This is a genomic window from Streptomyces sp. NPDC054794 (genome assembly GCF_053611585.1).
Genome location: NZ_JBSHAQ010000039.1, coordinates 13,248 through 27,831, shown reverse-complemented (window position 1 = coordinate 27,831; position 14,584 = coordinate 13,248). Strand labels below are relative to the sequence as shown.

Annotated in this window: 7 protein-coding genes and 1 pseudogene; 6 read left to right on the top strand and 2 right to left on the bottom strand. The window is 74.0% G+C overall.

Translation table 11 applies throughout. The features are described 5' to 3' along the window. Window positions 1–139 precede the first annotated feature (139 nt). The 6 genes from infB to ACWGKT_RS32965 all read left to right on the top strand — a co-directional run bounded on the left by infB (window position 140) and on the right by ACWGKT_RS32965 (window position 10,116). Entirely contained in the window at window positions 140–3,235 is a 3,096-nt protein-coding gene (infB, locus tag ACWGKT_RS32990) for a translation initiation factor IF-2 (protein WP_356155163.1), read from the top strand. 174 nt (window positions 3,236–3,409) lie between these two features. Further along, window positions 3,410–3,703, top strand: coding sequence for a DUF503 domain-containing protein (locus ACWGKT_RS32985; protein ID WP_356155165.1), 294 nt, complete (start codon window positions 3,410–3,412; stop codon window positions 3,701–3,703). A 40-nt stretch (window positions 3,704–3,743) separates the two neighbouring features. Next, window positions 3,744–4,205 carry a 30S ribosome-binding factor RbfA gene (rbfA, locus tag ACWGKT_RS32980; RefSeq protein WP_235458647.1) on the top strand — a complete coding sequence of 154 codons (462 nt, stop codon included), beginning with the start codon at window positions 3,744–3,746 and terminating at the stop codon, window positions 4,203–4,205. After that, window positions 4,202–5,107, top strand: coding sequence for a tRNA pseudouridine(55) synthase TruB (gene truB, locus ACWGKT_RS32975; protein WP_356155169.1), 906 nt, complete (start codon window positions 4,202–4,204; stop codon window positions 5,105–5,107). Before rbfA ends, truB begins: the two co-directional genes overlap by 4 nt. Window positions 5,108–5,353: 246 nt before the next feature. Further along, the gene (locus ACWGKT_RS32970) at window positions 5,354–9,049 is read left to right on the top strand and encodes a trypsin-like peptidase domain-containing protein (protein WP_453276538.1); all 3,696 of its coding nucleotides are present in this window, start codon (window positions 5,354–5,356) and stop codon (window positions 9,047–9,049) included. Window positions 9,050–9,168: 119 nt separating this feature from the next. Then, window positions 9,169–10,116 carry a bifunctional riboflavin kinase/FAD synthetase gene (locus ACWGKT_RS32965; RefSeq protein ID WP_235458650.1) on the top strand — a complete coding sequence of 316 codons (948 nt, stop codon included), beginning with the start codon at window positions 9,169–9,171 and terminating at the stop codon, window positions 10,114–10,116. Between the two features lie 78 nt (window positions 10,117–10,194). Here ACWGKT_RS32965 and ACWGKT_RS32960 read toward each other — a convergent pair whose 3' ends face one another. After that, the gene (locus ACWGKT_RS32960; protein WP_453276572.1) at window positions 10,195–13,389 is read right to left on the bottom strand and encodes a MinD/ParA family ATP-binding protein; all 3,195 of its coding nucleotides are present in this window, start codon (window positions 13,387–13,389) and stop codon (window positions 10,195–10,197) included. Between the two features lie 753 nt (window positions 13,390–14,142). After that, a pseudogene (locus ACWGKT_RS32955) lies at window positions 14,143–14,271 on the bottom strand (SCO5717 family growth-regulating ATPase); the annotation flags it as partial. Window positions 14,272–14,584 lie beyond the last annotated feature (313 nt).

Genomic DNA, 14,584 nt, shown 5'->3' with positions numbered 1-14,584 from the left:
CGCACGGAACGTCCGCGCGGCTCTGGTACCCCGCGAGTTGGAAGTAGGTCGAGATTGCGATGAGCACTCGATGAGCACGCGATGAGTACGCCCATGAAGTAGCAACGGTCCGGACGCACCCGGACCTAAAAGGAGCGAAGTGGCTAAGGTCCGGGTATACGAACTCGCCAAGGAGTTCGGGGTTGAGAGCAAGGTCGTCATGGCCAAGCTCCAGGAACTCGGTGAATTCGTCCGTTCGGCGTCCTCCACGATCGAGGCGCCCGTTGTACGCAAACTGACTGACGCCTTCGAGGGCGGCAGCGGCAAGTCCGCGAAGCCGGCCCCCCGTAAGGCTGCCCCAAGGCCCGCCGCGCCCTCTCCGGCGCAGGCGGCGCGTCCGGCCGCGCCGAAGCCGGCCGCCCCCAAGCCTCCGACGGCCCCGCAGCCGCCGGCTCCGGCTCCGGTGACCCCCGTCGCTCCGGCGGCCTCGTCGCCGGCCCCGGGCCCGCGTCCGGGTCCGAAGCCCGCGCCGCGTCCGGCACCGGCCGCCCCGGAGTTCACCGCTCCGCCGGCCGCCGCCGCGCCCCCGCAGGCGCCGGCCGCCCAGGCCCCGCGTCCGGGTGCCCGTCCGGGTGCTCCCAAGCCCGGTGGCCGTCCGGCAGGTGCCGACCGCGACCAGCGTCAGGGTGGTCGTCCGGGTCAGGGCGCGCCCCGTCCCGGTGGCCAGGCCCCGCGTCCGGGTGCCCGTCCGGCCGGTCCGCGTCCGGGGAACAACCCCTTCACGTCCGGTGGCTCCACCGGCATGGCGCGCCCGCAGGCGCCCCGTCCGCAGGGCGGCCCGCGTCCCGGTGGCCCCGGTGCCCCCGGCGCCGGTCCGCGTCCGCAGGCGCCCGGCGGTCAGGGCGGCGGTCCGCGTCCGCAGGCTCCGGGCGGTCACGGCGGAGGCGCCGGTCGTCCGTCGCCCTCCGGCATGCCCCGTCCGCAGGGCGGTCCGCGTCCCGGCGGCGGTTCCGCGGGTCCGCGTCCGAACCCCGGCATGATGCCGCAGCGTCCGGCTGCCGGCCCGCGTCCCGGTGGCGGTGGCCCCGGCGGCCGTGGTCCCGGTGGCGGTGGCGGTCGTCCCGGTGGCGGTGGCGGTCGTCCGGGCGGCGGCGGCTTCGCCGGTCGTCCCGGTGGCGGTGGCGGTGGCGGCTTCGCCGGTCGCCCCGGTGGTCCCGGTGGCGGTGGCGGTGGCGGCTTCGCCGGTCGTCCCGGTGGTCCCGCGGGTGCCGGCGGCGGCGGTCGTCCCGGCTTCGGTGGCCGTCCCGGCGGTCCCGGTGGCCGTGGTGGCACGCAGGGCGCCTTCGGTCGTCCCGGCGGTCCCGCGCGTCGTGGTCGCAAGTCGAAGCGGCAGAGGCGCCAGGAGTACGAGGCCATGCAGGCCCCGTCGGTCGGCGGTGTGATGCTGCCTCGCGGCAACGGCGAGACCATTCGCCTGTCGCGCGGTGCGTCGCTCACCGACTTCGCGGAGAAGATCAACGCCAACCCGGCGTCGCTCGTCGCGGTCATGATGAACCTCGGCGAGATGGTCACCGCGACGCAGTCCGTCTCCGACGAGACGCTGCAGCTCCTCGCCGGCGAGATGAACTACGCCGTTCAGATCGTCAGCCCCGAGGAGGAGGACCGCGAGCTGCTCGAGTCCTTCGACATCGAGTTCGGCGAGGACGAGGGCGACGAGGAGGACCTGGTGGTCCGTCCGCCGGTCGTCACCGTCATGGGTCACGTCGACCACGGTAAGACCCGACTGCTCGACGCCATCCGCAAGACGAACGTCATCGCGGGCGAGGCCGGCGGCATCACCCAGCACATCGGTGCCTACCAGGTCTCGACCGAGGTCAACGACGAAGAGCGGAAGATCACCTTCATCGACACCCCGGGTCACGAGGCGTTCACCGCCATGCGTGCCCGTGGTGCGAAGTCGACCGACATCGCGATCCTGGTCGTCGCGGCCAACGACGGCGTCATGCCGCAGACGGTCGAGGCGCTCAACCACGCGAAGGCGGCCGACGTGCCGATCGTCGTCGCGGTCAACAAGATCGACGTCGAGGGCGCCGACCCGACCAAGGTGCGCGGTCAGCTGACCGAGTACGGCCTGGTGGCCGAGGAGTACGGCGGCGACACGATGTTCGTCGACATCTCCGCCAAGCAGGGTCTGCACATCGACAGCCTCCTGGAGGCCGTCGTCCTCACCGCGGACGCCTCGCTCGACCTGCGGGCCAACCCGCACCAGGACGCGCAGGGCATCTCGATCGAGTCCCGTCTCGACCGCGGCCGCGGTGCCGTGGCGACGGTCCTCGTCCAGCGAGGAACGCTGCGGGTCGGCGACACGATGGTCGTGGGCGACGCCTACGGCCGAGTCCGCGCCATGCTCGACGACAACGGCAACAACGTCGCCGAGGCGGGCCCGTCGACGCCGGTCCAGGTCCTGGGCCTGACCAACGTCCCGGGTGCGGGCGACAACTTCCTGGTGGTCGACGAGGACCGTACGGCCCGTCAGATCGCCGAGAAGCGTGCCGCCCGTGAGCGCAACGCCGCGTTCGCCAAGCGCACGCGCCGCGTGTCGCTGGAGGACCTGGACAAGGTGCTGAAGGCCGGCGAGGTCCAGCAGCTGAACCTGATCATCAAGGGTGACGCTTCTGGTTCGGTCGAGGCCCTGGAGTCCTCCCTGCTGCAGCTGGACGTCGGCGAAGAGGTCGACATCCGCGTCCTGCACCGCGGCGTCGGTGCGGTCACGGAGTCCGACATCGACCTGGCGATGGGCTCCGACGCCATCGTGATCGGCTTCAACGTCCGCGCGGCCGGCCGCGCGGCGCAGATGGCCGAGCGCGAGGGCGTGGACGTCCGGTACTACTCGGTCATCTACCAGGCGATCGAGGAGATCGAGGCGGCCCTCAAGGGCATGCTCAAGCCGGAGTACGAAGAGGTCGAGCTCGGTACGGCGGAGATCCGCGAGGTCTTCAAGTCGTCCAAGCTGGGCAACATCGCCGGTGTCCTCATCCGCTCGGGCGAGGTCAAGCGCAACACCAAGGCGCGCCTCATCCGCGACGGCAAGGTGGTCGCGGAGAACCTCAACATCGAGGGCCTGCGTCGCTTCAAGGACGACGTCACCGAGATCCGCGAAGGCTACGAGGGTGGTATCAACCTCGGAAACTTCAACGACATCAAGGTGGACGACGTCATCGCGACGTACGAGATGCGGGAGAAGCCGCGGGTGTAACAGCCTCCGGTTCGCGCTGGCCGACGGGACTTCGGTTCCGTCGGCCAGCGCGCCGTTTGCCGAGCGGAAACTCCGTCGAGCCCCCAGCGGGTTCGCGGTACCGTTCTTGATGCCCCTGCCGATTCCGATGGCAGGGCCATCGATCCCGTACCGGCGGGTTAACCGGATACACACATGTACGTGGGGACTCTGTCCTTCGACCTCCTCCTCGGCGACGTGCGGTCGCTGAAGGAGAAGCGCTCCGTCGTCCGCCCGATCGTCGCCGAACTCCAGCGGAAGTACGCGGTCAGCGCTGCCGAGGTCGACCACATGGACCTTCATCGCAGGGCCGGCATCGGCCTGGCGGTGGTCTCGGGCGACGCGGGGCATCTCACCGACGTACTCGACCGGTGCGAACGGCTGGTCGCCGGCCGCCCCGAGGTGGAGCTGCTGTCCGTCCGACGGCGCCTCCACGGCGACGACGACTAGAACGCAGAACGTAGAAGAAGAAAGAACGGGAGACGGACCAGTGGCCGACAACGCGCGGGCGAAAAGGCTGGCGGACCTCATCCGAGAGGTGGTGGCCCAGAAGCTGCAGCGCGGGATCAAGGACCCGCGGCTCGGCTCACACGTCACCATCACGGACACCCGGGTCACCGGGGACCTGCGGGAGGCGACCGTCTTCTACACGGTGTACGGCGACGACGAGGAGCGGCAGGCCGCGGCCGCCGGACTGGAGAGCGCCAAGGGCATCCTGCGCTCCGAGGTCGGCCGCGCGGCCGGTGTGAAGTTCACGCCGACCCTCACCTTCGTCGCGGACGCCCTCCCGGACACCGCCCGGACCATCGAGGACCTCCTCGACAAGGCGCGCCAGTCCGACGCCAAGGTGCGTGAGGTGTCCGCGGGCGCCGTGTACGCCGGTGACGCCGACCCGTACAAGAAGCCGGGTGCGGACGAGGACTCCGACGAGACGGACGACGCCGCCGAATGACCAGCAAGCCCACCCCGCCCGACGGCCTTGTCATCGTCGACAAGCCGTCGGGCTTCACTTCGCACGACGTCGTCGCCAAGATGCGCGGCATCGCCCGGACCCGCCGGGTCGGGCACGCCGGCACCCTCGACCCCATGGCGACGGGCGTGCTCGTCCTCGGTGTCGAGAAGGCGACGAAGCTTCTCGGACACCTCGCGCTGACCGAGAAGGAGTACCTGGGGACCATCCGCCTCGGGCAGAACACGGTCACGGACGACGCCGAGGGGGACATCACCTCCTCCACCGACGCGTCCGGGATCGCCCGCGCCGCGATCGACGCCGGCATCACCAAGCTGACCGGCGACATCATGCAGGTGCCGTCCAAGGTCAGCGCCATCAAGATCGACGGCGTGCGGTCGTACAAGCGGGCGCGCGAGGGTGAGGACTTCGAGATCCCCGCGCGGCCCGTCACCGTCTCGTCCTTCGCGGTGTACGACGTCCGGGACGCGGTCGCCGAGGACGGCACCCCGGTGCTCGACCTGGTCGTCTCGGTGGTCTGCTCCTCCGGCACCTACATCCGGGCCCTGGCCCGGGACCTGGGCGCCGATCTGGGCGTCGGCGGCCACCTCACCGCGCTGCGCCGCACGCGCGTCGGACCGTACAAGCTCGACTCGGCGCGCACCCTCGACCAGCTCCAGCAGGAGCTGAGCGTGATGCCGATCGCTCAGGCGGCCGCGGCCGCGTTCCCGCGCTGGGACGTGGACACCAGGCGCGCCAAGCTGCTCACCAACGGCGTGCGCCTGGACATGCCCGACCAGTACGCGGGCACCGGCCCCGTCGCCGTCTTCGATCCCGAGGGCCGCTTCCTCGCGCTCGTGGAGGAACAGAAGGGCAAGGCGAAGAGCCTGGCCGTCTTCGGCTGACGCCTTTGCCCGTGGAGCGGCGAACCACGGGGTGTTTCCACTGCCCGCCGCTCCACGGTCCCCCCTCGGTTCCCCCACTCCTAGGGTGTATCCAGCCGCCCCCGCCTATTCACCCGACTGGGCAGGCGCTCGGAGTGAACCAGGGGAGCGGAAGGGGGCGCTTTCGTCGCCTGATCTGTCCCGCTGATCATTCCGCGCCTACCGTCGAAGGCAGGGCACGGGAGGTACGGGCGGGGAGGTTCGACCATGGCGGTGCGGGGCCCGCGGACGGGGGGCGGGCGCCGGGCGGCGGACCGTCCGAGCGGGACGAGTCCCGTCGACGGCGCGAATCGAACGGACCATGCGCCGGACGACGCCCTGGTGCGGATCCGCGACCTGGCCGGCCGTCCGCGCGGCGTCGGCTTCGTGGCGGACCACCACGGCACGGTGATCACCAGCCACGAGGCCGTCGACGGCCTGCCCCGGCTGGTCCTGCACACCGTCGGCGAGCGGACCTGCGTGGTGGCCGCCGACGCCATCACCCCGTTGCCCGCCCTGGACCTCGCCCTGGTTCGCACCGAGGGCCTCGGCGTCGAACCGCTTCCCGTCACCGTGCGGGACCGCGTCGACAGCGGCACGTACGTGCGGATCGCCGCGGGCCGCTGGCGCGAGGCCCGGGTCCTCGGCGCCACCCGGGTGACGTACACGGCAACGGACCGCTTCCACCCCCTCGGCGACGCGCTGGAGCTGGCCATCGGCACGGACGGCCGGGACGCGCTGCGGCTGGGCGGCGGGGCGGCCGGGGGACCGGTGCTCGACGCGGAGACCGGCGCCGTGGTCGGCGTCCTCGGCACCGCGCTGCGGTCCGACCACCAGGACGTCGGCTTCGCGGTACCCCTGAGTCCCGCCGTCGGCGCGCTCGCCGGCCCCCTCGCCGATCTGCTCGCCCGCAACGCGGCCACCGTGCCCGCCTACGGCGCCGACCTCAACCCGGCCGGCGTCCTGGAACTGACGGCCACCTCGGTGGGCCAGGACGGCCCGCCGGGCGCGCTCACCGGGTATGTCGGCCGGGTCGGCGCCGGTGGCCTCGGACCGGTGGAAGCGGTCGAACGCATCGACGCGGTGGGGGAGTTGACCTCCTTCACCGAGGGCGACGCCACCGTGCTCGGCCTCGTCGGCGCCCCCGGCAGCGGTCGTACGACGGAACTCGCGTCCCTCGTCGCCCGCCGCAACCGCGGTACCGCACCGGCCCCCACGCTGTGGCTGCGCGGCGCCGACCTGAACGACACCGACGGCTCGGTCGCCGACGCGGCGTGCCGCGCCCTGGAACGGGCGGGCCGTATCGTCGCGGCGTCGCAGTCCCGTCCGCCCGCCGACCTCGGCGACATCGGCCCGGAACGCCTCGCCCGCCTCGCCGGACGGTCCGGCCGCCCCCTGCTCCTCCTCCTCGACGGGCCCGAAGAGATGCCACCCGTCCTCGCCCACCGGCTGAGCGAGTGGACGGCGGGCACCGCGGCCTGGCTGCGCGAGACCGGGGCGCGCCTGGTGGTCGCCTGCCGGGAGGAGTACTGGGAGGGCGCCGGGGCGCAGTTCCCGCGGGAGCTGCTGCACACGCCCGCCGCCGCTGCCGCGCACCCCCTGCCGCCCTGCGTGCGCCTGACCGACCTCACCCCCGACGAGGCCCGGCGCGCCCGCTCCCGCTACGCCGTCCCCGACGACGCGCTCACCGACCGGGACGCCCGCCACCCCCTCACCATCCGCCTCCTCTCGGAGGTCCGCGCCGCCCTGCCCGACGCCCCGGCCCTCACCGGCCTCGACCGCCACGACGTCCTCTCCGCCTACCTCGACCTGATGTGCCTGCGCGTCGCGGTCCGGCTCGCCGCCGAGAACGGGCTGCGCGGCACGGCCGTGCGCCGGCTCGCGGCCCGGGTCTCCGGACAGGTCCACGAGGCGGCCCGGCGCAGCCTGGGTCCCGGACAGGGCGAGCTGGACCGGGAGGCCTTCGAGGCGGTGTTCCCCTGGGGACCGGCCGTGGCCCGGATCCGCGGCGGCTCCGGCTGGGCGTCCGCCGTCCTCACCGAGGGTCTCCTGGTCCCGGCCGGCAACGGCTACCGCTTTGCCCACGAGGAACTCGCCGACTGGATCGAAGGCATGCACCTCGACCTGGACGAGGCCCTGCACGCCCTGGTCCACCGCAGGCGCACCGCGCAGACCCCCCACCCCGTGCCCGTCCCGCACCATCGCGTCGGCCCCGTCGTCCAGGCGCTGCTCCTGCTCGCCCGCCAGCACGGCACCAGCCAACTCGCCCGCCGACTGGAGGACCTGACCCACGCCGTCGACGCCGACACGACCTCCTGGTGGGCCGCCCGCCTGCTCGCCCAGGCGCTCCTGCGCGTCCCCGACGCGACCCCGTACACCGGCGTCCTGCACCTCCTGGCCGACCGCATCGTCACCTGGCGCCGCCAACAGCGCCCCGTACCCGGCGAGTTCGGCCCCTCCTTCTGGACCGACCTGCCCCTGCCCGCCTCCGACCGCCTCGACCTCCTGCGCCGCCTGGTCGTGGCGGACGAGGCGCTGTCGGAGGGGGGAGAGGCGGGCCCCGACCGCGAGGGCGCGGGCGAGGAGCAGGGCCGTGGATTCCGGGAGGTTTCCCTTCGAGGGATCGGCAGCGTGCGTCAGGGGGACGTCGACGTTGCCGATGGCGACGGGCCTTCCGGGGCCGATGCCCCCGGAGCCGGAGCCTGTGAGGCGGGCCCTCACACCACCCCCCGGTACCTCGACGCCGTGGCTCGGCTGCTCGCCGCCGAGCCCGGGGTCGTACAACCGCTGCTGATCAGCTGGTTCGACGACGAGCGGCCGTTGCCCGCGACGCCGCACGCGACGGTGGCCACGTCCGCGCAGGCCCTGCTGCACACACACCGGCACCGGGCCCTGGACGACCTCACCGAGGTGCTCGTGGGCTGTGGACACCGCAGGGCCGACGAGCTGCTCGTCGTGCTCGCCGAGGACGAGCCGTCGGCCGTCTGCCGGGCGGTCGACCGGTGGGCACACGACGAGCGGCCCGCCCGGCGGGTGGCGGCGGTGGCGTACGGGCTGCGCGCCGCGCCGCACGTCCGTACCGAGGCGGACCGCGAGCTGCTGCGCTACGCCGCCCTCGCCCTGCTCTCCCGCCCCGCCGACTGCAGCCTGCACGGCGGCGCGCTCGCCCTCCTCGTCCAGGACCCGCAGACCCGCGCCCGCCACCTCCCCCAGGCCCTGCGCCGGTTCGCCTCCGGCGACCCGCAGTTCCCGCCGAGCGCCCTCGCCCCGGCCCTGGCCACCCACCCCGACCCGGTCCTCGACGCCTTCCGGACCCGTCTGAGCGCCGGGCCCGACGTGGGCGACACGCTGCGCACACTCGCCGACGTCACCACACCCCGGCTTGCCCGCCGGGTCGCCGCGCTGGTCCGCGAGGCCGCGGACCTGCGGCCGGAGCCCGCCGGGCAGGTGGCCGAGTACATCGACCGGCGCCTCGACCACGGCCCCGCCGCCCGCGCCGTACTCCTGCCCCTGGTCACCGGCCTGCTCGACGGCGGTCCCGAGCGGGTGCGCGCCGCACTCGCGGTCGTCCTGGCCGCCCCGGGCGCCCCGGCCTCCAGACCCCTGCGCCGCGAGCTCCTGGAGTTCCTGCTCGCCCACGAGCGTGCGCCCGCCGTCCTGGACGCCCTGCTGCACGCGGCCGCCTACCGCGGCGACGACGACGTCCGCGACCTCGTCCACCGGACCGGCCTCCTGCTCGTGCGCACCCCGGACGGCGCGACCCGCCTCGACCGCGGCCTGGTCGACCTGGGACGGCACGTCCCCGGCTTCGCCGCGCTCATGGCCCGGTGGCTCACCGACACACCGGACGAGTGGGCCGCGGTGGTGGGTCCCAGCACCCGCCGGATGCTGGGGAACCTCGCGGGGGTACGCGTGCCCGCCTGAGGACGTGCGCCCTGTCACAGCCCCGATGCCGATGACGGCCCGAGGCACTCGGCATGGCACCCTTAGATCTGCGTAACAGGCATCGGTACATACGGACACGGGTTCGAGGAGCGGTCACAGTGCAGCGCTGGCGTGGCTTGGAGGACATCCCCCAGGACTGGGGGCGCAGCGTCGTCACCATCGGCTCCTACGACGGAGTCCACCGCGGCCACCAGCTGATCATCAAGCATGCCGTGGACCGTGCCCGTGAGCTGGGCATCCCCTCCGTCGTGGTGACCTTCGACCCGCATCCCAGCGAGGTCGTGCGCCCCGGCAGCCACCCGCCCCTGCTCGCCGCGCACCACCGCCGCGCCGAGCTGATGGCGGAGCTGGGCGTGGACGCGGTGCTCATCCTGCCGTTCACCACGGAGTTCTCGAAGCTGTCGCCGGCCGACTTCGTGGTCAAGGTGCTGGTCGACAAGCTGCACGCCAAGGCGGTCGTCGAGGGCCCGAACTTCCGCTTCGGCCACAAGGCCGCGGGCACCGTGGAGTTCCTCGCCGAGCAGGGCGAGGTGTACGACTTCGAGGTCGAGGTCGTCGACCTGTACGTGTCCGGCGCGGCGGGCGGCGGCGAGCCCTTCTCCTCGACCCTCACCCGGCGCCTGGTCGCCGCGGGCGACGTCGAGGGCACCCGCGAGATCCTGGGCCGCCCGCACCGCGTGGAGGGCGTGGTCGTCCGCGGCGCCCAGCGCGGCCGCGAACTGGGCTTCCCGACGGCCAACGTCGAGACGCTCCCGCACACCGCGATCCCGGCCGACGGCGTGTACGCCGGCTATCTGCACGTCGAGGGCGAGGCGATGCCGGCCGCGATCTCCGTCGGCACGAACCCGCAGTTCGACGGCACCGAGCGCACGGTGGAGGCGTACGCCATCGACCGCGTCGGCCTCGACCTGTACGGCCTGCATGTCGCCGTCGACTTCCTGGCGTACGTGCGCGGACAGGCGAAGTTCGAGACGCTGGAGGCCCTGCTGGAGCAGATGGCCGAGGACGTGAAGCGCTGCCGGGAGCTGATCGCGGCGGAGGACTAGGCGCGACGAGGCCCCCCTAGGACGCCGAAGGGCGGCCGGTGCTGTGAGGCACCGGCCGCCCTTCGTCATTCCTGCGTCCTACTGCTGCGGCGGAGCCTGCGGGGGCTGTGCCTGCGGCTGGCCGGGCTGGGGCTGCTGGCCGGGCTGGGGGTAGTCGGGCTGCGGCGGGTACGGCTGCCCCTGCTGCGGCTGCCCCTGCTGGGGCGGATACGGCTGGCCCGGGGCCTGGGGAGCCTGGGGTACCTGCTGGTAGGGCTGGCCCGGCTGCTGCGGATAGGGCTGACCGGGCTGCTGCGGCGGGTAAGGCTGTCCCGGCTGCTGGGCGTACGGCTGTCCCGGCTGCTGCGGGTACTGCGGGTACTGCTGGTCCGGAGCCTGCGCGTACGGCTGGCCTTGGACCGGCATCTGGCCCTGGACCGGCGGCTGGCCGGGGAAGGGCTGGCCCGGCATGGGCGGCGCGGCCACCGGCGGCGGGTTGCCGTCGTTGGTCCACAGGCCGTGCGCCTGCTGGTGGCGTACGAAGTCCTCGGCGACCATCGCCGCGAGGTTGAAGTACGCCTCGCGCACCTTGGGCCGCATCATGTCGAGGTCGACCTCGGCACCGGCGGCGAGGTGCTCGTCGAAGGGCACCACCACGACGCCCCGGCACCGGGTCTCGAAGTGGGACACGATGTCCTCGACCTTGATCGTCTTGCCGGTCTCGCGCACCCCGCTGATGACGGTGATCGACCGGGAGACCAGGTCGGCGTACCCGTGCGCGGACAGCCAGTCCAGCGTCGTACTGGCGCTGCTCGCACCGTCCACGGACGGCGTCGAGATGATGATCAGCTGGTCGGCGAGGTCGAGCACACCGCGCATGGCGCTGTACAGCAGACCGGTACCGGAGTCGGTGAGGATGACGGGGTACTGCCTGCCCAGCACGTCGATCGCGCGCCGGTAGTCCTCGTCGTTGAACGTCGTGGACACGGCCGGGTCGACGTCGTTGGCGATGATCTCCAGTCCGGAGGGCGCCTGGGAGGTGAACCGCCGGATGTCCATGTACGAGTTGAGGTACGGGATCGCCTGGACGAGGTCACGGATGGTGGCCCCGGTCTCCCGGCGCACACGGCGCCCGAGCGTGCCCGCGTCGGGGTTGGCGTCGATGGCCAGGATCTTGTCCTGCCGCTCGCTGGCGAGGGTCGAGCCGAGCGCGGTGGTCGTGGTGGTCTTGCCGACACCGCCCTTGAGGCTGATGACCGCTATCCGGTAGCAGGACAGCACCGGCGTCCGGATCAGGTCGAGCTTGCGCTGCCGCTCGGCCTCCTCCTTCTTGCCGCCGATCTTGAACCGGCTCGGCGCCGCCGCGGGGCGTCCGCTCTTCGCCTTCTGCTTCTTGTTGTTCAGCAGCCGGTCCGAGGACAACTCCACGGCCGCGGTGTAACCGAGCGGCGCCGCACCCGGGTTGGTGGGCTGCCGCTGGTCGTGCTGTATGGGCTGCGGCCAGGCGGCACCGAGACGGGGGTCGACAGGCTGCTGCGGCGCCTGGGGTGCCTGCGGAGCCTGCGGTGCCTGCGGTGCCTGCGGGTCGTGCGGAGGCTGGGCCGCGTGCGGACCCTGCGGGTCCTGCGCCGCCGGGGCGGGCTGCTGGGCCTGCTGCGGCTGACCGGGGTGCCCCGGCTGTCCCTGCTGGGCAGGCGGCTGCGGGAACCCGTAACCGCCGGGCTGAGCAGGGGGGTTGGGCACACCGGGTGCACCCGTGGCGCCGCTGGGCTGCGGGAAGCCGTACCCGGCGGGTTGCCCGGGCCCCTGGGCCCCTTCGGGCGCCGGGGGAGCGGCCGGCCCCTGCGGGGCCTGAACTCCGGGAGCGGCCTGGGCCCCAGCGCCGGCCTGAGGGAAGCCGTAACCGCCCGGCACCGGCGGCGTGGGAGCCCCGGGCTGCGGGAAGCCGTAACCGGCGGGTGCGTTGGGGGCGGGAGCGGGAGCGGGCGCGGGCGCACCGACCGGCGGTTGGGCGCCGGGGGTGTGGGGAGCCGGAGCGCCGGGCTGCGGGAAGCCGTAGCTGCCCTGCGGGTTGGGCATGGGAGCGGCGGCGTCGGTCGGCAGCGGTGCCTGGGGCTGAGCGCCCTGCGGTGCCGGGGCCGGGGCGCCGGGCTGCGGGAAGCCGTAGGCGCCCTGCGCGTTGGGCGCGGGTGGTGCCTGCGGGGCCGGAGGCTGCGGGGCCGTCGGGGCGCCCAGGGCGTACGGCTGGCCGGGCTGGTTCCAGGCGGCGGGTGCGGGCTGCGGTGCCTGGGGGTGGAACGGCTGCTGCTGGCCCGGCACGGCACCGGGTCCCTGCGCGGCCATCGGCTCCGGCTGGGCGGGCATCGGGGCCGGCGCCTGCGGCGCGGGCTGCACCGGCCACTGGGCCGCCGGAGCGGGCGCCGCGGGCTGGTACGACGGCGGCAGCGGCGGCAGCCCGCCCTGCGGCGCCGGCGGGGGCGCCCAGGCGGGCGGCGCGTCCTGCGGTTCGGCAGGCGCGGCCGACACGGCGTCCTGGGGCACGCTGTCCTGCGGTACGGCGTCGGAGGGCTCCGCGTCCTCGGGCTTCACGTCGGCAGGGGCGGCGTCCTGGGGCGTGGCGTCTGCGACGGCCTCGGCCGCCGGGGCCTCCTCGGCCTCCGACGTCACCTCGTCCTCGTCCTCGTCCCCGGCGTCCGCGTCAGCCGCAGCCTCGGCGTTCACCCGAACGGAGTCGTCCTGGGCAGACGGTCCGTCCACCGGCTCGATCTCGGCGGACTCGAACGTGGCCTCCGCCTCCGCTTCCGCCTCCACAGTGCCGGAGCCGGAGCCGGAGTCGGCGTCCACCACGGCGTCCGCCCGCACAGCCTCCGAAGGCTCGCCGTCCGCGTCCCCGGCGTCGTCACTCGACGCCACGCTCTCCGGCGCGACCTTCTCGGCCTCAGCCCCAGCCTCGGCCTCCGTCTCCCCCGACTCGGTGTCCTCATCCGTCACCGACAGCTCAGGAGCGTCCCCAAGCTCGCTCACCTCCGCCGCCCCATTCACGTGGGCGGCGGCGCTGTCGTCGTCATCGTCATCCGTGTCGTCAACAGCCGTGGCAACACTACGGAGCTCGATCACATCCGCCCCGTCGCTCTCCTCAGCCGCCTCCGTGGCAGCCGGAGCCTCGGCGGCCTCGCCCTCGGCGGCAGCCGTGCGCTCGGCGACCTCGGCGATCTCCCGCTTCAGGGCGGCCGCGGAGAACCGCATGGTCGCGCCGCTCTCCAGGTCCCCGCTCCCGAACTCGGGCTCAGGCACGGACGGAGCGGGGGCGGCAGCCGGCGGGGTCGTCGGAGCGGCCGGAGCCGACGCGGCCCACGGCGACTGGGCCCCGCCCATCGGCATGTTCGGCACGGCCGCGGGCGACGCGGCCGCACCGGACTCGGCCGCGGCAGGTTCCGCCGTCGGTCCCTGCGGTTCGAACCCGCTCCCCACCGGCAGCTTCGGCACCGCGACGGGGCTCCCGCTCGGCGGCGCGGGCGGCGTGAACGGAGCGCCAGGGCCGGCAGCCTGAGGGGCGGGGGGAGCGAACGGCGCCCCGGGACCGGCAGCCTGAGGGGCGGGGGGAGCGAACGGCGCCCCGGGACCGGCAGCCGGGGGAGCGGGAGGAGTGAACGGAGCACCAGGCCCCGCGGTCGGAGGCGCGGCCGGCGTGAAAGGCGCCCCCGGCGCAGGGGCCGTAGGAGCCGGCGGAGTGAAGGGCGCACCGGGCGTCGGCGCGGGCGGAGGCGGCGTGAACGGAGCCCCCGGAGCCGGAGCACCGGGAACAGGCGCCCCCGGGGCCCCGGCCGCCCGCGTCGCGTGCGGAGGAGGCGTCAGGCCCGGAATGGGAGCACCCGGAGGGAACGGAGAAACCCCCGGTCCCGGAAACGCGGAAGGAGACGTACCGGCGGGCGAAGGTGCCGCACCGGCAGGCGGAGCCGACGTACCGGACGCCGGTCCCGACGCCCCGCTCGCGCCCGCCCCTTGGTCGGAGCCCCCCGACGCTCCCGAACCGCCGGACGCGTTCTGCGTGTACCAGGCGGGCGGGGCGTAGTCGATGGTGAACTCGCCGGTCGTCTCGATGGCGGACTCCGCGTCGGGCTGGTCATCGCCGGGTGTGGCCCAGCCCCCGCGGATCCCGTCCCGATCGCTGCTCACAGTTCCTCCTGGTGTGGTCGAGCCCCCTCAAGCCGTGCCGGGGCGACCAGTTCGTGTCGTTCTCAGTCGTCCGTAGTCGTTCGAGGCAGTCCAAGCAGTCCGAGCAATCGACCCACCGGCTCTCCCCCCGGGCCGCCGACGCCCGTTCCACGGGTCTCTGGCATCGCGCCCGGTACCAGCCTAATCACCAGTAGCCGCGCCCCGGCAGGCCCGTCCACCTCTCAGCATCCGCCCACCTGCGCACACCGTGCCCAGAAGTGACGTACACAGGTGGCCTCTTGGCGAACCATTGGCGTACAAAGCGGTCATGGCG

Bases quoted from the DNA above. Each gene is read 5' to 3' on its own strand.
- truB (WP_356155169.1), top strand. From the start codon at position 4,202: ATGACCAGCAAGCCCACCCCGCCCGACGGCCTTGTCATCGTCGACAAG.
- ACWGKT_RS32970 (WP_453276538.1), top strand. From the start codon at position 5,354: ATGGCGGTGCGGGGCCCGCGGACGGGGGGCGGGCGCCGGGCGGCGGAC.
- ACWGKT_RS32985 (WP_356155165.1), top strand. From the start codon at position 3,410: ATGTACGTGGGGACTCTGTCCTTCGACCTCCTCCTCGGCGACGTGCGG.